This window comes from Skermanella mucosa (genome assembly GCF_016765655.2).
Taxonomy (GTDB): domain Bacteria; phylum Pseudomonadota; class Alphaproteobacteria; order Azospirillales; family Azospirillaceae; genus Skermanella; species Skermanella mucosa.
On the sequence record NZ_CP086106.1, the window covers coordinates 897,552 to 918,982 of the forward strand.

Below are 21,431 nucleotides of genomic sequence, written 5' to 3' on the forward strand. Positions count from 1 at the left end.
ATTGCCGACACGCGCACCGACCGTATAGGAACTTGGAGACGTCTCCTATTTAGACGCGGCATGCATGCGTGTGCAACCACCGGAGCGTCGCACAGGCCCCGTCAGCGGAGATAGGTCGCTCCGGGCAGCTTGGCCCCGGTCAGGTCGGCGCCTTCCAGGTCGGCGAGGTCGAGGTTCGCCTCGCTGAGGTTGGCCGAGGCCAGCTGCGTACCCACCAGATGGGCGCGGCGCAGGTCCGCCCCGAGCAGGGAGGTCGCCCAGATCCGGCCGCTCGGTTTGCCGTTGCCGTCCAGGATCTGCGCGGGGCACAGAAGCGCGTCGTGCAGGTCCGCGCCGATCAGGCGGGCATAGCCGAGGTTGGCGCCGGACAGGTCGGCCCCGCTGAGGTTGGCACCGGACAGGTCGGCGCCGGACAGGTCGGCCATGATCATCTTGGCGCCCGCCAGCAGGGCCTTGACCAGCGACGCTCCGCGCAGGGTGGCGCCGCTCAGGTTGACGTTGCGCAGATCGACGCGGTTGAGGTCGGCGCCGTCCAGCTCGGCCCGGGCGCCCCGCGCGCCGCCGCTCCCGATCCAGCGCTCATGGTTGTTGATCACCCGCTGGATCTCCAGTCCCAGGGTGTCCAGCATCTTGGTGAAGTGCGCGCCGGCCAGGTCGGCATGGGTCAGGTCGCAGCCCGAAAGCCGGGTGCCGACCAGATCCGCGTTGTGGAACCGGGTGCCGACCAGGGCCGCGCCGTCCAGGTTCGCGCCGCACAGGCGGCATTCCGACAGGTTCGTGCCGGTCAGGTCGGCTTCGCTGAGATCCGCATTCTGCAGGTTGCACCCGGTCAGGTCCGCCCCGGTGAGGTCGGCGCGCCGCAGCGACGCGGCGGTCAGGTCGGTCCGCGAACACAGTCCGGCGGGCACCGGCAGGCGGGGCGGCACCGTCCTGTCCCGCGTCGGCAGGCCGTGCCGGGGGGTACGAGGCATGGCCCCCAGGTCCGGCGGGCCGCCGTCGGCGGGGGGCACCAGGTTCCCCTCGCGCAGATCGGCATCCCGGAAGTTCGCCCCGGTGCAGTCCGCCGAATGGAGCCGGGCGCCGCGCAGATCGGTGCCGGAAAGGTCTGCGCCGCGCAGGTCGCAGTGGCGCAGGTCGACGCAGAACAGGTCGGCGCCGGACAGATGCGCGCCCGCCAGGGTGGTCCTGGCAAGCTTGGCGCCGCCCAGGATGGCGCCGCGCAAGTCGACGCCGCGGAGATCCAGTCCTTCGAGGTTCGACAGCGAAAGATTGGCGCACGCCCCGCCCGCCAGACCCCTGACCCAGCGCGAGTGCCTGTCCAACACATCCTGCAAGAATTCGGGCGTCATCGTCTTCCGTCGGCGGATCTTAGCACCAGGCGAGCACCCTGGTGTCCGCTCATGCTTTGCGTGCAGAATGGCCGTAATTCATTACAGAACAATAAACCCTTATGATTTTGCGGTTGCCCTCGAAGCCTGCCCTCGAAGCCAGCCCGGCGTGGTCGCCGGACCACGATCCGGGACAAAATTGGAACCAAGGTGCCTACCACTTCATTTAGGTGTATAGTCGGACCGAAAGAGTTGTGGTGGAAAGTCGATGAGAGCCCTTTTCCGTGGAGTCCTGGTCCTTTGCGCTCTCGGCGGATTGCCGGGCGCGGCGTCGGCGCAGGCGGTCGAGCCGTTGCTTCCGACGCTGGCCGAGGCGACCGAAGCCGATGTCGCGATCGCGCGCCGGCTCAGCAAGGACGGACCGCTCGAAGTGGACGGCCAACGTCTGCGCAATCTTGCGGCACTCCGCCGTTTCTATGCCGAGAGGGGCTTCGATCCGGCCTGGACCGACGGCGCCGGCCTTGCTCCCGCGGCACCCGGGCTGGTGGCACTGGTCAGGCAGGCGGAGCGGGAAGGGCTGGAGCCGCAGCACTACCATCCCGACGCGATCGAGCGGCGGCAGGGCATGGCCGGCGTGGCGACGCTGGCCGAACTGGACCTGCTGATCACCGACGCGGTCATGGAGTATGCGGTCGACCTGCGCGCCGGGCGCCTGACGCCCCGCCAGATCGCCCCGGACCTGGCCGCCGTGCCGCCCCGCCTCGACCCGCAGGAGATCGCGCGGACCGCCCTGGCGGCGCCCGACCTCGCCGCCTTCCTGATCGGCTTCACGCCGCCCCATCCGCAATACGCGGCCCTGCGCGACGTGCTGAAGCGCTACCGGGCGGTCGCGGCGGCGGGCGGCTGGCCCGCGGCGGGCGACGGGCCGGTGCTGAAGCCGGGCATGCAGGATGCCGGCGTGCCGGCCTTGCGGCGGCGCCTCGCCGCGACCGGCGACTATGCCGGCAAGGACCTCTCCTCCACGCTGTACGACGGGCCGCTCCAGGCGGCGGTGAAGCGGTTCCAGTCCTACAACGGCCTCGACCAGGACGGCGTGGTCGGGGTCTCGACGCGGGCGGCCCTCAACGTCCCCGCCGCCCGGAGGGTCGGCCAGATCATCGCCAACATGGAGCGCTGGCGTTGGCTGGAGGACGACCTGGGCGAGCGGCACGTCATGGTGAACATACCCGGCTACACGCTCAAGGCGGTGGCGCCGGGCGCCGATCCGCTGCGCATGCCCGTGATCGTCGGCACCGTGGAACGGCCGACGCCGGTTTTCAGCCACCGCATCACCCATCTGGTGTTCAATCCGACCTGGACGATCCCGCCGACCGTCGCCCGCAACGACATCCTGCCGAAGCTGATCCGCAATCCCGGCTACCTGAAGGAACACGACATTACCTTGTACGAGAGCTGGGCCGCCGGCGCGCGGAGGATCGACGCGCGGGGGATCGACTGGCGCGGCGTCGGACCCAGGATCACGCGCTACCGGATGCGCCAGGACCCGGGGCCGAAGAACTCCCTGGGCCAGGTCAAGTTCATGTTCCCCAACGATTTCGACGTCTATCTGCATGACACCCCGGCGCGCGACAAGTTCAGCCGCAACGCCCGCGGGTTGTCGTCGGGCTGCGTCCGCGTCGGCAACCCCGACGCCCTGGCCGGGTTCCTGATGGAGGGGATGGAGGACTGGACGGCGGAGCGCCGCCGGCAGGTGCTCGACGCCGGGGAAACAAAGACCGTCTGGCTGCGGCAATCCATCCCGGTCCACCTGACGTACCAGACCGTCTTCGTCGACGACGCCGGCCGGACCCAGTTCCGCGACGACATCTACGACCACGACGGCGCCTTCATGAACGCCCTGACGAAGCGGCTGCCGGTGCAGCAGACGGTGGCGCAGGCGGTGAACTGACCCGCCTCGCGCCGGTCGCCCCGGCGCGGCCCGCCCGCGACCGGCGACCGAGGCTCCTCGGCATGTCTCGAAAAAATCACCTCGCAACCGCCGGATTATAGCGGTATCAGCGGCTTCTCCCGTGTATGTAAACCTTTGCTTAACCCGCCCCGGCAATGCTGGGGCAGTCACGACGACATATTCATACCGTCGATGGGTTTTATTTGGAATTTTAGGCGTTTTTCACTGGGGGCGGGACGATGCGGGACGAGCGCGCGGAGCAGTGCCGGGCAGATACGGTCGGACGTCGTTCATTCCTCGGCTTCGGCCTTGCCGCCGCCGCCACCGCCTTCGTCCTGGATCCCGTCCAGGCCCTGGCCGCCAGCCGGGTCGTTCCGCCCCGCCGGGTGTCCCTCCTGAACACCCATACCGGCGAGAGGCTGACGGCGGAATACTGGACCCGGGGGCGTTATCAGCGCGACGCGCTGCGCGCCATCGACAGGATCCTGCGGGACCATCGCACCGACGCGGTACACCCGATCGACCCCGGGCTGCTGGACACGCTCCACTCCCTGCAATCCCGGCTCGGCATCCGTGCGCCGCTACACGTCATTTCCGGCTACCGCTCGCCGGAAACCAACGAGATGCTTCGGGAAACCGGAGGCGGCGGGGTTGCCCGGAGCAGTTTCCACATGCGCGGGATGGCGATCGACATCCGGGCGCCGGGGACCGACACCCGGATCGTCAGGCGCGCGGCTCTGCGCCTGCGGGCGGGCGGCGTCGGCTTCTATCCCCAGAGCGATTTCGTCCATGTGGATGTCGGGCCGGTCCGCTCCTGGTGACTGCGGAGATGGCGGCACTCCCGAAGTAGTTTTGCCGCTTTTTTCATCATCGAACGAATTTTTATCTGCATCCGCCCATTCCCTCGATAGATGAATCGGGGGCGGGCGCTTCTGGTTTATGGCGTAGAAACATGCCCGGCACCTTCGTGTAAGGTGAGCGACATGGCCGCAAGTCTAGTGCTGCTTGGTGCGATCTGCCAATTACTCGAAGGGTTACGGTAGATCAAAATATTTTTCATTAAAAGTCTATTCCGTTCGAAGTAACGTTTGAGGGGTGTTATCCTCGAAATAAAAAGCATACCGGGACGGGGCAAACGATTTCTGCGATCGGGGTAGCCGATTTTCTTCCGGCTGTCGGCACTGGTAGCGCACTCCTGGCGCTTTAAGTGAAATAATGGGTCACTTGATCATTTCCTCTTTTCGAAGCAATGTATTGCTTCATGGATCGGGGACAGACAGCTGTTTTGGTGGTTGTCGATGCAGGCATTTTCAGCCCAGGGGACATTCGTTGGGTAAATTCATCATCACGATAGATACCGAGGGCGACAACATATGGAACGGTCCGCGTGAAACCACCACGCGCAATGCCGCGTATCTGCCACGCTTCCAGGATCTTTGCGAACGGCACGGGCTGAAGCCGACATATCTGGTGAACCACGAGATGGCCGTTTCGCCGGCCTTCGTCGAGTTCGGCCGGGACGTCCTGGCGCGGGGGCAGGGCGAGGTCGGCATGCATCTGCACGCGTGGGACTCCCCGCCGTCGGCACCGCTCACCAAGGACGACCATAAGTACAAGCCGTACCTGATCGAGTATCCGGTCGAGGCCATGAGGGCCAAGATCGACTATATGACCAAGCTGCTGCAGGACGTCTTCGACACGCCGATCACCAGCCACCGCGCCGGGCGGTGGGCGATGAACGAGACCTATGCCGGCATCCTGATCGAGCACGGCTACCTGGCCGACTGCTCGGTGACGCCTCATGTGGACTGGCGCGGGACCCCGGGCGATCCGGCCGGCGGCGGCGGCACCAATTACCAGGGCTATCCCAGCGTTCCCTATTTCGTCGATCCCGCCGACATCAGCCGGCCGGGCCAGTCGCAGCTCCTGGAAGTGCCGATGACGGTATGCAAGCGCCTGCCGCCGGCGTTGCGCGACGTCTTCGACGGATACCTGCCGCAGGGCGGCCTCCCGGTGCGGCTGCTCAACCGGATGCTGAAGAACCACTGGCTGCGCCCGAACGGCAGGAACGGCGCCGACATGGTGACCCTGGTGCGGTCCGAGGCGGCGGCCGGGGCCGCCCATGTGGAATTCATGCTGCATTCCTCCGAGTTCATGCCGGGAGGCAGCCCGACATTCCGCGACGCGGAGTCGATCGAGCGGCTCTACGCCGATATCGACTCCGTCTTCCACGAAGCCGCCGCCCGGTTCGAAGGAGCCACCCTGGCCGAGTTCCGCTCGGGCTTCGCCACGGCGGTCCAGCCGATCGCCGACCCGATCGAGGCGATGGCGTCGGGCGGCAACGTGGTTATTGATGGCTTAAGGAGTTGACCGCTACGGTATAGTCCATCAGGTATGGATGGACCGGCTCGGCCGGGGCAGGATGAGGACGGCATGGACACTCTCTTCGTCGCTCTGAAGCGCGGCTTTCTCGCCGGTACCATGGCGGGAGCCATTGCCGTCGGCGGGGCCTCGGCTCCGGCTCCGGCCCGCGCGATGACGGCACAGGCGGGGACCGAGGGCCGGCTGTCCGTCGAAACCCTGTCCGCGGTCACGACGGTCACCGGCAGCTACCTGGCCGGCCGGCACGCGCAGCAGTCCGACGACTGGGCAGCGGCGGCCGAGTTCATGGCGCGGGCGCTGGCCGACGATCCGGGAAACCTGGCGCTTCTCCGGCAGACATACCTGTTGCAGCTGGGCGACGGACGGCTGGCCGATGCCGCCGGCTTGGCGCGCCGGCTTACCGTGGCGGAACCCGGCAATCATCTGGCGGCGACGCTTCTGGCGGCGGACGACGTGATCGCCCGACGCTTCGCGGAGGCGCAGGCCCGGCTTGCCGGCGGCACCGACGGCGCGCTGGCCCGCTATGTCGAACCGATCATGCTGGCCTGGATCGCCGTCGGCCGGGGCGACCTGCCGGCCGCCTGGGCCGCGCTGAAACCCATGTCCAGGGCGCAGGGCTTCGCGGTCCTGCACAATTACCATGCCGGGCTGATCGCGGAGCATACCGGCGACGCCGTCGCCGCGGAGAGCTGGTTCCTGAAGGCGATCGGCGCCGGGGCGCCGCTGCGGATCGTCCAGACCGTCGGGGGCTTCTTCGAGCGGGCCGGACGGACGGAGGAAGCCCGCGCCCTCTATGAAAAATTCATCGCCGACAATCCCGGAACCCTGCTGCTCCAGGGCGACCTGGACCGGCTGGCACGCGGCGAGAAGCCGGCCCCGACCGTCGCGGACCCGCGCCAGGGCATCGCCGAGGCGCTGTTCGACATCGCGAGCGCCCTGAACCAGGAGGGTGCCGGCGAACTGGCGCTGATGTACGGCCGCATCGCGGTCCATCTGCGCGCCGACCTGCCGCTCGCCCGCCTGATGATCGGCGACATCCTGGCCCAGCGCACCCGCCACGAGGCGGCGCTGGCGGAATACGCCGCTGTCGGCGGCGGCGACGGGCTGCGCTGGACCGCCCGGCTGCGCAGCGCCGGCCTGTTGGAGAAGCTGGGCAGGACCGACGAGGCCGTGGCCCTGCTGGACGCCATGGCCGCCGAGCGGCCCGAGCGGGCCGACGCGCTGATCGAGCTGGGCGACGTGCAGCGCGGGGCGGAGCGGTTCGACCAGGCGATCGCCGCCTATGACGCGGCGCTGGAACGGCTGGGCGAGCCGCAGGCGCGCCACTGGCTGCTCTACTACACGCGCGCGATCTCCTACGACAAGACCAAGCGCTGGACCGAGGCCGAGCGGGATCTCCAGCGGGCGCTGGAACTGTCCCCCGACCAGCCGTTGCTGCTGAACTACCTGGGATATTCCTGGATCGACCGGGGCGTCAACCTGGACCGCGGCCGGTCCATGATCGAGCGGGCGGTCGAGCTGAAGCCGAGCGACGGCTACATCATCGACAGCCTGGGCTGGGCGCTCTACCGCCTGGGCGATTTCGGCGGCGCCGTCACCCACCTGGAACGCGCGGTGGAGCTGAAGCCGCTCGACGCGACCATCAACGACCATCTGGGCGACGCCTACTGGCAGGTCGGCCGCCGGGCGGAGGCCCGCTTCCAGTGGCGCCGCGCGCTTCAGAACGCGGAGGAGCCCGAACTGGCCAAGACGATCCAGGCCAAGCTCGACAACGGGCTGCCGCGCCACCAGACCGCCGCCGACCTGAACGCGCCCGCTCCGCAGTCGCCGGCTCCCCCGGGTCCCGCGCAGGGCCAGCCCGCCGCCAGATGACCTCCGGCCCGATCACCTCCGGCCCGATCACCTCCGACCGGTCCTCGATCGTCGAGCACGCCCCGGCGAAGCTGAACCTTTACCTGCACGTGCTCGGCCGCCGCCCCGACGGCTACCATGAACTGGACAGCCTGGTCGCCTTCGCCGACGTCCGGGACACCGTGACGGTGCGCCCGGCCGACCGCCTGACGCTGGAGATCGACGGCCTCTTCGCGCCCGCCCTGACCGGGGAGGCCGCCGGCGACAATTTGGTGACCCGGGCCGCCGTCCTGCTCGCGCGCGCTCTCGGTCGGGACGAGCCCGGCGTCGCGATCACCCTGACCAAGCGCCTGCCGGTCGCGTCCGGCATCGGCGGCGGATCGGCCGACGCCGCCGCCTGCCTGCGGGCGCTCGCCCGGCTGTGGGACATCGGCGCGGACGATGCCCGGCTGGCACCGATCGCCGCCCGGCTGGGGGCCGACGTGCCGGTCTGCCTCAGCGGCAGGCCCGCCTATTTCGGCGGGATCGGCGACATCGTGGATCCCGCGCCGCCGCTGCCGTCCTGCGCCGTGGTGCTGGTCAATCCGGGAACGCCGCTGGCGACCCCGGCGGTGTTCAAGGCCCGGAGCGGCCCGTTCTCCCTCGCGGCCCGCTTCGACGGGGAGCCGCCGGCCGACGCCGCGGCCCTGGCGGAACTGCTGGCTGGCAGGGGCAACGACCTGACCGCCCCGGCGCGGACCCTGGTCCCGGCCATCGGCGACGTGCTGGACGCGCTGGGCCGGACGCCGGGCTGCCTGCTCGCCCGCCTGTCGGGCAGCGGCGCCACCTGCTTCGCGCTCTATGCGGACCGGGATGCAGCCGCCGCCGCGGCCGCCGGTCTGGAGAGCGACCATCCCGGATGGTGGGTGCGGGCGGGCGGGCTGCTGGCCTGAGAGATTTTTTCTTTTCCGGTTCTTCACGATTGGTAAGCCCGTGCCGGTGTATGGAGGGAACCGGTAACCCGATCCCTTCCGACGGCGGTGCGTCCATGAGCGATTTCGTGAAGTTCCTGCGGGCGGGCCTCGTCCTCGCGGGCGTCCTGGCTTGCGCCGCCCCCGCGTCCGAGGCGCAGGCGTCCGAGAAGAAGGAAGGCCCGGTCTCGCTCAGCGTACCGATCACCAACCTGACGCTGCCCCTTCTTCTGGAGGACCGCAGCATGGTCGGCCGCCTCGACCTTGTCCTGGACGTCCAGGCGACCGACGCCGCGGCCGTGACCCGGATCGAGGAGCAGCTCCCCCGCATCCGCGACCTGCTGCTGACCCGCGTCACGCCGGCGCCGATCCCCGGCAGCAGCAACGTATCGGCCGAGACGCTGACCGACATGAAGAGCCGTATCCTGGCCCTGCTGCGCGAGGTGGTCGGGGCCGACGCGGTGAAGGCCGTCTATATCGTCAAGGCGATGACCCGGCGGAGCTGAGCCGCCCGCCGAGCCATGCGCCACGTCCTCGCCGGGTCACCAGCACGGCTGTCCGGCACGGTGATTGCCCCATGAGGAAAAGTATTGGCCGTAGGCAGAAACACCCCCTTTTCGTCATGGCCGGACTTGATCCGGCCATCTTATCGCAGGTCTCATCAGGGCTCCGTGGCCGGAGATGCCCGGATCAAGTCCGGGCATGACGATAAAGGGAAGACAAAGTATTTTTAGGATCACCTTCAGGTTGATAGGTAAGTGCCGTGCCGGACAGCCGGGAGTCACCAGCCGGCGACTACCGAGCCCTTGAACTTGTCCTGGACGAACTGCTTGACCTCCGGCGAGTGGTAAGACTCGACAAGCTGCTTGACCCAGGGCTTGTCCTTGTCCTGCTCGCGCACCGCGATGACGTTGGTATAGGGGGAGTCCGCGCTCTCACGGGCGATCGCGTCGGTCAGCGGGTTCAGGCCGGATTCCAGCGCGTAGTTGGTGTTGACCGCCGCCGCCGTCACGTCGCCCAGCGAGCGGGGGAGCTGCGCCGCGTCCAGCTCGACGATGCGGATGCCCTTCGGGTTCTCGACGACGTCGATCGGGGTGGCCTTCAGCCCGGCGCCCTCGGCCAGCTTGATCACGCCCTCGGCTTCCAGCAGCAGCAGCGCCCGGCCGCCGTTGGTCGGGTCGTTCGGCACGGCGACGGTGGCGCCCTCGGGCAGCTCGGCCAGGCTCTTCACCTTGTTGGAGTAGATCCCCATGGGGAACACCACGGTCTTGCCGACCGAGACCAGGTCCAACCCCCGGTCCTGGACCTGGTTGTCCAGATAGGGCTGGTGCTGGAAGGAGTTCGCCTCAATCTCGCCGGCGGCCAATGCCGCGTTGGGAATGACGTAGTCGGTGAACTCGATGACCTTGATCTCCAGCCCCTGCTTGGCGGCGATCGGCTTGACCGCGTCCAGGATCTGGGCGTGCGGGCCGGCCGAGACGCCGACCCGGACGGTCTCGGCGGAGGCAGCACCCGCGAGGGCGATGGCGGCGGCGCCGACCAGGGCGGCGCCGAAGCGCCGGGACAGGATCTTGGCGGAGGGGATGTTCATGAGGGTCCCACTTTCTTCAGGCTGTTGTATTTCAGGCTATCGGACTTCACGCTGTCGAAACCGTTGTCCGTCTTGGTCAGCGGGTTCCGATGGCCCGCTTGTTGAGCTTGCGGGCGAGCCGGTCGCCCAGGCTCTGGACGATCTGGACCAGCACGATCAGCACCAGGACGACGGCGGCCATCACCTCCGGCAGGAAGCGCTGGTAGCCGTACCGGATGCCCAGGTCGCCCAGGCCCCCGCCGCCGACCGCGCCGACCATGGCCGAGTAGCCGATCAGGCTGACCACCGCGAGCGTCAGGCCCAGCACGATGCCGGGCAGCGCCTCGGGCAGCAGGAACTTGGCGATGATCTGGAGCGGCGTGGCGCCCATGGCCTCGGCCGCCTCGATCAGGCCGCGGTCCACTTCCCGGATGGCGCCCTCGATCAGGCGCGCGATGAACGGGATCGCCGCCACGGTCAGCGGCACGATCGCCGCCGAGGTCCCGATCGAGGTGCCGGCGACCAGCCGGGTGAAGGGGATGATCGCGACGACCAGGATGATGAACGGGGTGGAGCGGGTGGCGTTGACCACCACGCCGGCGATCCGGTTGAACGCCACGTTCTGGAGCAGTTCGCCCCGCCCGGTGGTCGCCAGCAGCACGCCCAGCGGCAGCCCCAGCAGGGTGCCCAGCAGCGCTGCCAGGCCCACCATGTAGAGCGTTTCGACGGTGGCGTTAACCAGCAGCGCGTAGACTTGCGGGGACATGTCCGAGGACCTCTACCGACAGGTTGTTGACTTGGATGAACGAGATGGCGGACTGCACCGCCTCGGCGCCGCCGACCGCCTCGACCACCAGGATGCCGAACGGGGCGCCCTGGATATGGTCGATCCGCCCGTGCAGGATGTTCACGTCGAGCCCGAAGCGCCGGGTCATCTGGCTGATGATCGGCGTGTTGGCCATGGCGCCCTTGAAGGTGATGCGCAGCACCGGGTTGCCGCCGGGCAGCGGCTCCGCCACCAGCCGGGCGGCCAGGGTCTCCGGCAGCTCGGCCCCGGCCACGGCCGAGACGAAGCTGCGGGTCGTCGGGTGCCGGGGCGCCGTGAACACGTCGAACACGTCGCCGCGCTCTATGATGCGGCCGGCCTCCATGACGGCGACGCGGTGGCAGATCTCCTTGATCACCGCCATCTCGTGGGTGATCAGGACGATGGTCAGGCCGAGCTTCTCGTTGATGTCGGCCAGCAGGCGCAGGATCGACGTGGTGGTCTCCGGGTCCAGCGCCGAGGTCGCCTCGTCGCACAGCAGCACCTTGGGCTCGCTGGACAGGGCGCGGGCGATGCCGACCCGCTGCTTCTGGCCGCCGCTCAGCTCGGCGGGATAGCGGTCCCGCTTGTCGCCGAGGCCGACCAGGTCGAGCAGCGGCTCCACCTTCGCCTTGATCTCCGCCTTGCGCAGCCCGGCCAGTTCCAGCGGCAGCGCCACATTGTCGTACACGGTGCGCGACGACAGCAGGTTGAAATGCTGGAAGATCATGCCGATGCCGCGCCGGGCGGCGCGCAGGCCGGAGCCGTCCAGCGCCGCCATGTCGACACCATCGACCGTGACGCGCCCGGCGGTCGGCCGCTCCAGCATGTTGACCACGCGGATCAGCGTGCTCTTGCCCGCCCCGCTGCGGCCGATGATCCCGAAGATCTCGCCGCGGCCGACGGAAAGGTCGATCCCGTCGAGCGCCCGAACCTCGGGACCGCCGCCCCGCCCGGGAAACACCTTCTCGACACCGTGAAACTCGATCATCCCCATACCCCGCAAAAACAAAAATCCGCCCATAGCAGCTACGCTGGGCGGATCCCCACGCTCTTTAGCTGCATTTATAAAGCGCCCGCAATCTGGTGCTCAAATCGGCGCTGTGAATTGCTATATAATCACATGCTGCGCTGCGTCAAATGGATTTTCCGACGCATCTCCCATGTGGTTTGTGCAGGCGACGGCTCCGGACTCCCTCCGGAATTCCACTGGAATCTCCCCGGGACAAGGGCTTCCCGCACCCGGAGAGGGTGCCAAGCAGCCGCTTGCGGAAGCACGCTTTTGTGGCTATGGTCCGCCCCACCTCAAGGCTGGGGCGTCGCCAAGCGGTAAGGCAGCGGTTTTTGGTACCGCCATACGCAGGTTCGAATCCTGCCGCCCCAACCAGCCAACCCCTTCCAGGGATCAGGCTTTCAGGGGGCTCTCTCCTCCGGAACGTGTCGCAGGGCGTTCAAACGAAGAGCCGCCGATTTCCGCCATCTTCCAGTCTTCGAAAGTATCCCGGGCAACACAGGGTAAGGTTGGTGTCCTTTCTTGTTTGTGCTCGGAGAAGCAGCGCCGACGCTGCGGTGCTGCCTAAGAGATCCATCGGGTACTGGGTTTGCCACAATGGATACAAAGCCACACTTATTCACATTGGATTGACGCTTCCGACGTAAATTCGGTTATGCTGAGGACGTTGGATGGCGTCTGAGAGTTTCGATTAGCATCGAACGATGCAAATCAACGTCAGGTAATGTCGCGCGACGCCGGAAGAGCCTACCAGGGAGAGCACCGTGGCACACGCCAACAAAGCAGCGAAGACCAAGCCGATCTCGTATCGCGCCCAAGCCGCTGCACAGGCTGGCCGGGGCCTGTGGTCGGGTTTCCTGATGGGGCTCGGCGCCATTCCCACCCTGTACAGCGTCGATTTCAGCCCACCGCGTTACAGAAGTGCTGGTGTCGCTGGGGATTGGCAGGCTGTAGGCACCGACATCCGCAATGCGATGCGCGGCCATGAGGAACGTTCCTGAAATTGACCGGCGACAGTCAGTTTGCAGTGGTTGACGGGAAGAAACCGTCTCTCACCCGTCCTCAGGAAGCTGAGGCCGGGCTTTCCATCCCGGGTCCAATCGAGCGGCAGCTTGAGCAGGCTTTGGAGCCGCTGGTCGAGCCGGAACAGCGTGGTCAGTTGCTCACAGCCGTGATGCGCGTTGTGACCGAGTCGTACTCCGGCCCCCTGCCTCATCCCGCGCATTTCGAGGCCTACGAGGATGCTCAGCCGGGTTCGGCCGATCGCATCCTCATGATGGCCGAGAAGCAGCAAAGCCATCGGATATGGTGGGAGAGGTTCGCCTTGATCGCGCAGTTCTCCCTTGCTGGCTTTGGTTTACTATGCGCCCTGCTTGTCAGCCTGTCGCTGATCTATGGCGCCATCAAGCTTGGCATGGCCGGCCACGATTGGTTGGGAGGAGTTCTGGTGGCAACAAGTGCCATTGGGATGGTTACCTCCTTCATCAAGGGCAGAAGCCTGTTCAATCATATCGCTCAGCCTGGAACTGAACCGGCTGCCGATCCGACACCGCCCAAAAAGCAGAACCCGAAACCAGAGCGACGTCGCCGACGCTGAGCGGTGCGGGGCGCCCTTGGCGTTTCATCTCCCAGTTCGCGCCCAGACGTGGAACGATGCCCGATCCAGGTTGCCCCGGCCCGGACAGGGGGGGGGCCGACGAGTGGAACGACAGGCTGTATGAATCGTATCAACCTGGTCGGAAACCGGTTGCCCAAACTCATGCCGGGAATCACTTTCCGCGACAGCATTGACGTGTCCGACACTGCCTTATCGGACCGTCACCAAAGTTTTGGCATAGCTCACGTGTCTGTCCTGCTGGTCCACCGCGTTCGACACCGGAGAGAAGCCTATGACTGAGACGCTCACCATTTCCCGCGCCGAGTACGACGCGCTCACCGATCGGGTCGAGGACCTGGAAGACATCCTGGCCGCGATGAACGCGCGCGGTGGTCAGCCGATGCCGCTGGAGTGGGCCGGGCGAATCATCAATGGGGAGAGCGCCGTCCGGGTCTGGCGCGAGTTCCGGGGGCTGTCGCTGCGGGTGCTCGCCGCCAAGTCTGGCGTGAACACGGCCTATCTGTCCGAGATCGAGGCGAGCAAGAAGCCCGGGTCGGTGGAGGCCTACAAGGCGCTCGCAGAGGCCTTGGACACATCCGTTGATTGGCTGATCCTATGACGGCGGGGCGGGGTCCGCGGTGGCCCGCCTGATAGGGCGGGGTACAGTGGTGGCGCTGGTCGGCTACGTGCGCGTCTTGGCTGAAGCCTGAGCTACCCTCAGGCAATACGACGAGTTGAGGGATGCCACCGGCGCCGTGGTCTTCAAGGAGAAGTACAGACACGTCAAACCACTCTCGGTCCTGGGAAGCGATCCGATCCGGCTCCACGCCAGGATTGAGGATTGCAATCCTGAAAGCGACAGGATAAAAAACCTTGAAAGCTCCGCTATCCTTCTCTTCATCCAACGGCGCACGCTGATGTCTCGCGTGCTGGCGGAGCGCTGCACAACATGAGGTCTCCAGATAGGAATGACCACGTTTGTTGACATCCCGGAGGGGGTGTAGCCATCACCGATACGGTCGCCCGTGCCGTTTCCGGCAACGCCGGACATTCACGCCAAGGAGTACGCATGACGACGTTTGTTGACATCCCCGAGGGGGCGTAGCCACCGCTGGCACCCGTGGCCCGGGAATCTATGGCGCTTCCCGACAGTCACACCGAGGAGTACGCATGATGACGTTCGCTGACATCCCCGGGGGGGGGGAGACCACCGCCGGCACCCCACCCCGGAACGCGCCGGCAACTCCTGACAGTCACACCAAGGCGAACGGATGATCACGTTTGTTGACATGCTCCCGGGGGGTGAGCGGCATGGCGGGCACCCCGCCGCCCGGCTACTCGCTGCCCGCCGACAGACCGGCGTTCTGAAGATAGGGGGAAAGACGTGCCGCCGCCGTCACGGTGATGGGCATGGTGGCGCTGTCCACCCCCGGACCCGACAGCCTCGCGAAGGCGCCCAGGATATCCTGCAACTCCAGCCCGGGGATCGGGAGCAGGTCGTCGGTGCGGACGCCGTCGATCCCGTCGAGCGCGGTGCCGTCCACTGGGGTCGGCGATGCCACGCAGGCGACCACCTCCGGTCGTCCCGGCGTGTCCAGGCGGATGTGGAAGGGCCGTTCCGGTCCGGGCGGCACCTCCACGACCCTGCCGGCCGGAACCAGGGCGTCGGTCTGGAACCGGTTGGGGAAGAGCCGCGCCACTTGGCCGAGCCCGTCCGTGTAGTAGCAATAGACGAAGCTGTCCGATGCGGTCTCGACCCGCACCACGATGGTCTCCCCGGCGGGCAGCACCGGGGCCGCGCCGTGGTCGCTGGAAACCAGCAGGCCGACAGCCGCCTTCGCCGGTTCCGGCGCTTCCGCTGCTTGGACCGCTTCCGTCGCTTGTACCGCTTCCGGACGGACCGGGGAGGGCTCCGGCCCGGTGGCGACAAGCCAGCACGCCGCAGCGGCAGCCGCGACGCAGGCCAGGGCGGGGATGCGAAGGCGGTGCGGACGGGAAGGGGCCGGGGGCGGCCTTTCGCCGGGGGATGCCTGCGGAAGGCCCGCCTCCCGCGGCGGGGCGAGATGCCACCGGGACACCGGGCGGTCCGGATCCAGGTCCAACCCTGCGGTCCCGGCCAGCAGCACCTGGAGCAGGCGGCCCTCTCCCAAATCCGCCTGGGACAGCGCCACCAGCCTGCCCAGCAGGTCCGCGTCCAGGGCATGGGCCTGCAGGACGACGAGAAGCCCGGCATCCTCCCTTCGGAGCAGGCGGGAAGCCAGCGCCGCGGGGCCGCCGGCGGTCTGCCCTCCGGCCGGGACGGTCCGCGAGGGAGCCGCCTGGTCGAGCAGATCTTCCAGCGTCGTGCCGGGCTGGGCGACGGCGGTCATGACCACGGCACCCGCCGCCTCCAGGCGCGATCCGACGGCCTGGGCCAGAAGGGCGGCGTCGTCCTCCCGGTCGGCGGTCACGGCCAGGGCCCTGCGCCCAGCCATGGCGGAGAGGATCACGGCGTTCAGGATCTCCCCGGCATCCGCTGGGGCGCCGTCCTGGCCGCCGCCCGGGTGCCGCGTCCCGACCAAGGGCACCCCAACCGATGTAGTCCGCGACGTCGCCATCCCGATGCCTCGCGTTCCGGAGTTCCGCGTTCTGCGCAGCCGGGGCCGAGGACCCGGACGCCTTGTTCCGGATTGGTTAAGGCCGATCCCGCCCGCCCGCTATGAACCGGTTCACATCCCGGCCCAGTCCCGGCCCAAGCCCCGGCCCAGCCCCCGGGGTGGCGTCGGTGACGAATCAACGTTATCATCACCCATAACGGCCGGCAGCCGGGCCGGTGGCCGGTGGTCACCCGGCCCGCCGCCCAGGCCCTTTCGGCCAGACCATTTCGGAGCGTTCGGGAGAACCCAGCGACCATGACCGGCATGATCGATGACAAGAGCCCGCAGCCGCCGCCGTCCGGCCGGCGCGGACCGGCGGAGCACGAGCGGCGCGGGCAGATCCTTGCCGCGGCGGACGAGCATTTCCGCCACTACGGCTACAAGAAGACCACGGTCGCCGACCTGGCGAAGGCGATCGGGCTGTCGACCGCCTACGTCTACAAGTTCTTCGAATCGAAGCAGGCGATCGGCGAGGCGGTCTGCGGCCGGTGCCTCGGCTCCATCGAGGCCGAGCTGCGCGCCATCGCGGGGGAACCGAAACCGGCGGCCGACCGGCTACGGCGGATCTACAAGACGCTGGGCAAGCGCAGCGCCGAGCTGTTCTTCAACGACCGGAAGCTCCACGACATCGTCCAGGCCGCGGTGGAAGAGAACTGGCAGGCGCCCATGACCCACAAGGCCGCCCTGCAGGACATCGTCCGGCAGGTGGTCGGGGACGGCAGGGACGCCGGGGAGTTCGAGCGCAAGACACCGCTGGACGAGACCTGCCGGGCCATCATCCAGACGATGCTGCCGTTCTGGCATCCCCTCATCCTGGAGCGGACCCTGGACGACCTGGACGACAATACGACCGCCGTGGCGACCCTGGTCCTGCGGGGGCTGAGCGCATGACCGGCGGGGCGGCGGCGCACCCCCTATCCTTTGGGTGATGAGTAACAAGTGACGGATTGACAAATTCATCACTCGTGAATTAGCGTGGTCTTCGATGTCCCACGGAGGCCAGCCATGACGCGTTCCAGCAGGTTCAGTACCTCCACCGCCTTCTTCCCGCTCGCCCTCTCCCCGCTCGCCTTTCTTCCGGCCACCCGCCGCATCCCGGCGACCCTCCCGCTCATGGCGCTGGCGCTCGCGCTCGCCGCCTGCACCCCGTCGCAGTCGGCCGAAGAGGCGCCGGCCGATCCCCGGACCGGTCCCCAGCTGGTCCGCGTCGCGGCGGTGCAGCCCGCCGGCTCCGCGGTCCGCGGCTTCACGGGCACCGTCTCCGCCCGCATCCAGAGCAACCTGGGCTTCCGCGTGCCGGGCAAGATCGTGGAGCGGCTGGTCGATGCCGGCCAAGTGGTCCGTTCCGGCCAGCCGCTCATGCGGATCGACCGCACCGGGTACGAGCACGCCATCGCGGCGCAGCTCGGCAACGTCGCGGCGGCGAAGGCGCGGCTGATCCAGGCCGCCGCCGACGAGACCCGGCTGCGCGGGCTGGTGGCGTCCGGCGCGGTCTCCACCGCGGCCTACGACCAGGCGAAGGCGGCGGCCGACAGCGCGCGGGCGCTGCTGGCCGCCGCCGAGGCGACCCTGAAGATCGCGCGGGACGAGGCCGACTACGCGACCCTGGTCGCCGATGCCGACGGCACCGTGGTGGAAACCCTGGGCGAGCCCGGGCTGGTCGTCGGCGCCGGGCAGCCGGTCGTCCGGCTGGCCCATGCCGGCCCGCGCGAGGCGGCGGTCAGCCTGCCGGAAACCCTGCGCCCCGCCCTCGGCTCCGCCGCGCGGGCAAGCCTCTACGGCAGCGGCGCGGAGTGGCCGGCCCGCCTCCGCCTGCTGTCGGATGCCGCCGATCCCGTCACCCGGACCTTCGACGCCCGCTACGTCCTCGACGGCGAGGCGGCTCGGGCGCCGCTGGGCGCCACCGTCACGGTGTACCTGGAAGGGGCCGCAGCACCTGCCGCAGGCACGGTCCCGCTCGGCGCCGTCGCCGACCGGGGCGACGGGCCGGGCGTCTGGGTACTAGACCCCGGCCCCGAGCCCGGCGGGGCGACCGTCTCGTTCCGGCCGGTCTGGATCGGCGCGGTCGGCGGGGAAACCGTCACCCTGGACGGCGGCGTCGGCGTCGGCGAGCGGGTCGTGGCGCTGGGCGGGCGCTTCCTCCACGAAGGGCAGCGCGTCCGCGTCGCCGAGGATCTCGCGGTGCTGCGATGACGGGCTTCAACCTCTCCGCCCTGGCGGTCCGCGAGCGCTCGGTCACCCTGTTCCTGATCGTCGCGATCATCCTGGCCGGCGGCTACGCCTTCGTGAAGCTGGGACGCGCCGAGGATCCCGTCTTCACGATCAAGGTGTTGACGGTCTCGGCGGTGTGGCCCGGAGCGACCGCCCGGGAGATGCAGGATCTCGTCGCCGATCCGCTGGAGAAGCGCCTCCAGGAGCTTCGCTGGTACGACCGCGTCGAGACCTTCACCCGTCCCGGCCTGGCCTTCATGACGGTCACGCTGAGGGACGACACGCCTCCGTCCGAGGTACAGGCCGAATTCTACCAGGCCCGCAAGAAGCTGGACGACGAGGCCCGCAACCTTCCGCAGGGCGTCCTGGGGCCCTTCGTCAACGACGAGTTCTCGGACGTGACGTTCGCCCTCTTCGCGGTCCAGGCGCCCGACATGCCGCCGCGGCTGCTGACGCGGGAGGCCGAACGGCTCCGCCAGCGGCTGCTGCAAGTGGAAGGGGTCAAGAAGGTGAACATCCTGGGTGAGCGTCCGGAACGGATCTTCGTCGAGTTCTCCCACGCGAGGCTGGCGACCCTCGGCATCGGGGCCAGGGACATCTTCGACGCGCTCCAGCGCCGGAACGCGGTCACGCCGGCCGGATCGATCGAGACCGACGGGCCGCAGGTCTTCGTCCGGATCGACGGCGCCTACGACGACCTGCAGCAGATCCGCGACACGCCGATCGTCTCCGGCGGGCGCGTGCTGAAGCTGTCCGACATCGCCTCGGTCGAGCGCGGCTACGAGGACCCGGCCACCTTCCTGATCCGCCACGGCGGCGAGCCGGCCCTGATGCTCGGCGTCGTCATGCAGGACGGCTGGAACGGCCTGGACCTGGGCGCGGCGCTGGAGGCGGAGCGGGCGCGGATCTCGGCGGAACTGCCGGCCGGCCTCGCGCTCACGAAGATCACGGACCAGGCGGTCAATATCCGCGAGTCCGTGGACGAGTTCATGCTCAAGTTCTTCGCGGCCCTGGGCGTGGTCATGGCGGTCAGCCTCGCCAGCCTGGGATGGCGGGTCGGCATCGTGGTCGCGGCGGCGGTGCCGCTGACGCTGGCGATCGTCTTCGTGGTCATGCTCGACACCGGGCGGGCGTTCGACCGGATCACGCTGGGCGCCCTGATCGTGGCGCTCGGCCTGCTGGTGGACGACGCGATCATCGCGATCGAGATGATGGTGGTGAAGCTGGAGGAGGGCTTCGAGCGCGCCAAGGCCGCCGCCTATGCCTGGAGCCACACCGCCGCCCCCATGCTGTCGGGCACGCTGGTCACCGTCATCGGCTTCACGCCGGTCGGGTTCGCCAGGTCGACCGCGGGCGAATATGCCGGCAACATCTTCTGGATCGTCGGGTTCGCCCTGGTCGCGTCCTGGTTCGTCGCGGTGATCTTCACCCCCTATCTCGGGGTCAGGCTGCTGCCCGACATCAAGCCGGTCCCGGGCGGGCACGCGGCGATCTACGCGACGCCCAACTACCGCCGGCTGCGCCGGATCGTGGGCTGGTCGGTCCGCCGCAAGTTCCCCGTGGCGGGCGCGGTGGTCGGCCTGCTGGTCCTGTCCGGGCTGGGCCTGGGCATGGTCAAGCAGCAGTTCTTCCCAGCCTCCGACCGGCCGGAGGTGCTGGTCGAGGTGCAGATGCCGGAAGGGACCGGCATCGCCGCCACGTCGGCCGCGACGGCCAAGGTTGAGGACTGGCTGAAGCTCCAGCCGGAGGCGGAGATCGTCACCAGCTATGTCGGCCAGGGCGCCGCCCGGTTCTTCCTGTCCTACAGCCCGGAGCTGCCCGATCCGTCCTTCGCCAAGCTGATCGTCCTGACCCCCGACGCGGAGGCGCGCGACCGCCTCAAGCTCCGCCTGCGCCAGCGAATCGCGGAGGGGCTGGCCCCGGAGGCGCGGCTGCGGGTGACCCAGCTGGTGTTCGGCCCCTATTCCCGCTTCATGGTCAATTTCCGGGTGATGGGTCCCGATCCGGCGCGGCTCCGCGCCATCGCCGACGAGGTCCAGGCGGTGATGCGGGCCAATCCCCACACAAGGCAGGTCAACCAGGACTGGGGCGAGCGCGCGCCGACGGTGCATTTCGTCCTGGACCAGGACCGCCTGGGCCTGATCGGCCTGACGCCCCGGGACGTGGGCGAGCAGCTCCGGTTCCTGCTGGCAGGCGTGCCGGTGACCCAGGTCCGGGACGGCATCCGCGCGGTCGAGGTGGTCGCCCGCAGCGCCGGCCCGGAACGCCTGGACCCGTCCAGGCTCGGCGAGCTGACCCTGACCGCGCGCGACGGCCGGCCGGTCCCGCTCTCCCAGGTCGGCCGCATCGAGATCCGGCCGGAGGACCCGATCCTGAAGCGGCGCGACCGCACGCCCACCATCACCGTCCAGGCCGACATCGACGAGTCCCTGCAGCCGCCCGAGGTCTCGCTGGAGATCCTGGAAGCGCTGGCGCCGCTGATGGCGCGGCTGCCCGACGGCTACTGGATCGAGGCGGGCGGCAACATCGAGGACGCGGGCAAGGCCAACGCGGCGCTGCTCCCGCTGTTCCCGGTCATGATCCTGCTGACCCTGCTGGTCCTCGTCGTGCAGACCCGGTCGCTGTCGGCGACCGCCATGGTGTTCCTGACGGCGCCGCTGGGGCTGGTCGGCGCCGTTCCGGCCCTGCTGCTGTTCCAGCAACCCTTCGGCTTCAACGCGATCCTGGGGCTGATCGGGCTGTCCGGCATCCTGATGCGCAACACGCTGATCCTGATCGGCCAGATCCACGCCAACCAGCGGGACGGGCAGGATCCCTACACCGCCGTGGTCGAGGCGACCGTCCAGCGCGCCCGGCCGGTGATCCTGACGGCGCTGGCCGCCGTGCTGGCCTTCATCCCGCTGACCACGTCGGTCTTCTGGGGCTCCATGGCCTATACCCTGATCGGCGGTACGGCGGCCGGCACGGTGCTGACCCTGGTGTTCCTGCCGACCCTCTACGCGATCTGGTTCCGGGTCCGCGCCGGCGAGGTGCCCGCCGCGCCGCGGGCGGCGCCGGATGGCCCCATCCCGGGGTTGACGGTCTCCGGCTCGCGCCATAGCGTCGTCTGACAAGCCGCGACAAGAAGGCGGCGGAGGGGGA

17 protein-coding genes, 1 tRNA gene and 1 riboswitch are annotated in these 21,431 nt (G+C 68.6%); of the genes, 13 read left to right on the plus strand and 5 right to left on the minus strand.

All coding sequences use genetic code 11. The features are described 5' to 3' along the window. Positions 1-101: 101 nt before the first annotated feature. Entirely contained in the window at positions 102-1,325 is a 1,224-nt protein-coding gene (locus JL100_RS04110) for a pentapeptide repeat-containing protein (RefSeq protein ID WP_228421302.1), read from the minus strand. Between the two features lie 271 nt (positions 1,326-1,596). On the opposite strand from JL100_RS04110, the gene JL100_RS04115 reads away from it, so the two are divergent. The 6 genes from JL100_RS04115 to JL100_RS04140 all read left to right on the plus strand — a co-directional run bounded on the left by JL100_RS04115 (position 1,597) and on the right by JL100_RS04140 (position 8,965). Beyond that, entirely contained in the window at positions 1,597-3,276 is a 1,680-nt protein-coding gene (locus JL100_RS04115; protein WP_202681724.1) for a L,D-transpeptidase family protein, read from the plus strand. Positions 3,277-3,515: 239 nt separating this feature from the next. Beyond that, on the plus strand, positions 3,516-4,097 hold the full coding sequence (locus JL100_RS04120; RefSeq protein WP_202681723.1) for a DUF882 domain-containing protein: 582 nt from the start codon (positions 3,516-3,518) through the stop codon (positions 4,095-4,097). Between the two features lie 508 nt (positions 4,098-4,605). Then, on the plus strand, positions 4,606-5,646 hold the full coding sequence (locus tag JL100_RS04125; RefSeq protein ID WP_202681722.1) for a polysaccharide deacetylase family protein: 1,041 nt from the start codon (positions 4,606-4,608) through the stop codon (positions 5,644-5,646). A 63-nt stretch (positions 5,647-5,709) separates the two neighbouring features. After that, the gene (locus JL100_RS04130) at positions 5,710-7,530 is read left to right on the plus strand and encodes a tetratricopeptide repeat protein (RefSeq protein ID WP_202681721.1); all 1,821 of its coding nucleotides are present in this window, start codon (positions 5,710-5,712) and stop codon (positions 7,528-7,530) included. Then, positions 7,527-8,441 carry a 4-(cytidine 5'-diphospho)-2-C-methyl-D-erythritol kinase gene (locus JL100_RS04135; RefSeq protein ID WP_202681720.1) on the plus strand — a complete coding sequence of 305 codons (915 nt, stop codon included), beginning with the start codon at positions 7,527-7,529 and terminating at the stop codon, positions 8,439-8,441. The genes JL100_RS04130 and JL100_RS04135 overlap by 4 nt, the downstream gene beginning before the upstream one ends. A gap of 95 nt (positions 8,442-8,536) precedes the next feature. Then, the gene (locus JL100_RS04140; protein WP_202681719.1) at positions 8,537-8,965 is read left to right on the plus strand and encodes a flagellar basal body-associated FliL family protein; all 429 of its coding nucleotides are present in this window, start codon (positions 8,537-8,539) and stop codon (positions 8,963-8,965) included. A gap of 275 nt (positions 8,966-9,240) precedes the next feature. On the opposite strand, the gene JL100_RS04145 is transcribed toward JL100_RS04140, so the two are convergent. From JL100_RS04145 to JL100_RS04155, 3 genes are all read right to left on the minus strand, one after another. Next, complete coding sequence (locus JL100_RS04145) at positions 9,241-10,050, minus strand: MetQ/NlpA family ABC transporter substrate-binding protein (protein WP_158043979.1); 810 nt, start codon at positions 10,048-10,050, stop codon at positions 9,241-9,243. A gap of 76 nt (positions 10,051-10,126) precedes the next feature. Beyond that, positions 10,127-10,795 (minus strand): methionine ABC transporter permease, encoded by a 669-nt coding sequence (locus JL100_RS04150; protein WP_158043980.1) that lies wholly within the window; start codon positions 10,793-10,795, stop codon positions 10,127-10,129. Beyond that, the gene (locus tag JL100_RS04155) at positions 10,764-11,825 is read right to left on the minus strand and encodes a methionine ABC transporter ATP-binding protein (protein ID WP_202681718.1); all 1,062 of its coding nucleotides are present in this window, start codon (positions 11,823-11,825) and stop codon (positions 10,764-10,766) included. The genes JL100_RS04150 and JL100_RS04155 overlap by 32 nt, the downstream gene beginning before the upstream one ends. A gap of 43 nt (positions 11,826-11,868) precedes the next feature. Next, a riboswitch (SAM riboswitch) is annotated at positions 11,869-11,946 on the minus strand. A 200-nt stretch (positions 11,947-12,146) separates the two neighbouring features. Between JL100_RS04155 and JL100_RS04160 the strand changes: the two genes are divergently transcribed. The 4 genes from JL100_RS04160 to JL100_RS04175 all read left to right on the plus strand — a co-directional run bounded on the left by JL100_RS04160 (position 12,147) and on the right by JL100_RS04175 (position 14,062). Beyond that, positions 12,147-12,221, plus strand: a tRNA-Gln gene (locus JL100_RS04160). Between the two features lie 389 nt (positions 12,222-12,610). Then, complete coding sequence (locus tag JL100_RS04165; protein WP_202681717.1) at positions 12,611-12,847, plus strand: hypothetical protein; 237 nt, start codon at positions 12,611-12,613, stop codon at positions 12,845-12,847. Positions 12,848-12,849: 2 nt separating this feature from the next. Then, a complete protein-coding gene (locus JL100_RS04170) occupies positions 12,850-13,443 on the plus strand; it encodes a DUF2335 domain-containing protein (protein WP_202681716.1) in 594 nt (197 codons plus the stop codon). 292 nt (positions 13,444-13,735) lie between these two features. Further along, complete coding sequence (locus JL100_RS04175) at positions 13,736-14,062, plus strand: helix-turn-helix domain-containing protein (RefSeq protein WP_202681715.1); 327 nt, start codon at positions 13,736-13,738, stop codon at positions 14,060-14,062. A gap of 715 nt (positions 14,063-14,777) precedes the next feature. On the opposite strand, the gene JL100_RS36460 is transcribed toward JL100_RS04175, so the two are convergent. Continuing rightward, a complete protein-coding gene (locus JL100_RS36460) occupies positions 14,778-16,004 on the minus strand; it encodes a DUF4384 domain-containing protein (RefSeq protein ID WP_202681714.1) in 1,227 nt (408 codons plus the stop codon). Positions 16,005-16,334: 330 nt separating this feature from the next. Between JL100_RS36460 and JL100_RS04185 the strand changes: the two genes are divergently transcribed. The 3 genes from JL100_RS04185 (at position 16,335) to JL100_RS04195 (ending at position 21,400) form a co-directional block, all read left to right on the plus strand. Further along, positions 16,335-16,970 carry a TetR/AcrR family transcriptional regulator gene (locus JL100_RS04185; protein ID WP_228421062.1) on the plus strand — a complete coding sequence of 212 codons (636 nt, stop codon included), beginning with the start codon at positions 16,335-16,337 and terminating at the stop codon, positions 16,968-16,970. A 114-nt stretch (positions 16,971-17,084) separates the two neighbouring features. Next, the gene (locus JL100_RS04190; RefSeq protein ID WP_228421063.1) at positions 17,085-18,272 is read left to right on the plus strand and encodes an efflux RND transporter periplasmic adaptor subunit; all 1,188 of its coding nucleotides are present in this window, start codon (positions 17,085-17,087) and stop codon (positions 18,270-18,272) included. Further along, entirely contained in the window at positions 18,269-21,400 is a 3,132-nt protein-coding gene (locus JL100_RS04195; RefSeq protein WP_202681713.1) for an efflux RND transporter permease subunit, read from the plus strand. Before JL100_RS04190 ends, JL100_RS04195 begins: the two co-directional genes overlap by 4 nt. Positions 21,401-21,431 lie beyond the last annotated feature (31 nt).

Bases quoted from the DNA above. Each gene is read 5' to 3' on its own strand.
- JL100_RS04115 (WP_202681724.1), top strand. From the start codon at position 1,597: ATGAGAGCCCTTTTCCGTGGAGTCCTGGTCCTTTGCGCTCTCGGCGGA.
- JL100_RS04120 (WP_202681723.1), top strand. From the start codon at position 3,516: ATGCGGGACGAGCGCGCGGAGCAGTGCCGGGCAGATACGGTCGGACGT.
- JL100_RS04130 (WP_202681721.1), top strand. From the start codon at position 5,710: ATGGACACTCTCTTCGTCGCTCTGAAGCGCGGCTTTCTCGCCGGTACC.
- JL100_RS04135 (WP_202681720.1), top strand. From the start codon at position 7,527: ATGACCTCCGGCCCGATCACCTCCGGCCCGATCACCTCCGACCGGTCC.
- JL100_RS04140 (WP_202681719.1), top strand. From the start codon at position 8,537: ATGAGCGATTTCGTGAAGTTCCTGCGGGCGGGCCTCGTCCTCGCGGGC.
- JL100_RS04145 (WP_158043979.1), bottom strand. From the start codon at position 10,050: ATGAACATCCCCTCCGCCAAGATCCTGTCCCGGCGCTTCGGCGCCGCC.
- JL100_RS04150 (WP_158043980.1), bottom strand. From the start codon at position 10,795: ATGTCCCCGCAAGTCTACGCGCTGCTGGTTAACGCCACCGTCGAAACG.
- JL100_RS04155 (WP_202681718.1), bottom strand. From the start codon at position 11,825: ATGATCGAGTTTCACGGTGTCGAGAAGGTGTTTCCCGGGCGGGGCGGC.
- JL100_RS04175 (WP_202681715.1), top strand. From the start codon at position 13,736: ATGACTGAGACGCTCACCATTTCCCGCGCCGAGTACGACGCGCTCACC.
- JL100_RS04185 (WP_228421062.1), top strand. From the start codon at position 16,335: ATGACCGGCATGATCGATGACAAGAGCCCGCAGCCGCCGCCGTCCGGC.
- JL100_RS04190 (WP_228421063.1), top strand. From the start codon at position 17,085: ATGACGCGTTCCAGCAGGTTCAGTACCTCCACCGCCTTCTTCCCGCTC.
- JL100_RS04195 (WP_202681713.1), top strand. From the start codon at position 18,269: ATGACGGGCTTCAACCTCTCCGCCCTGGCGGTCCGCGAGCGCTCGGTC.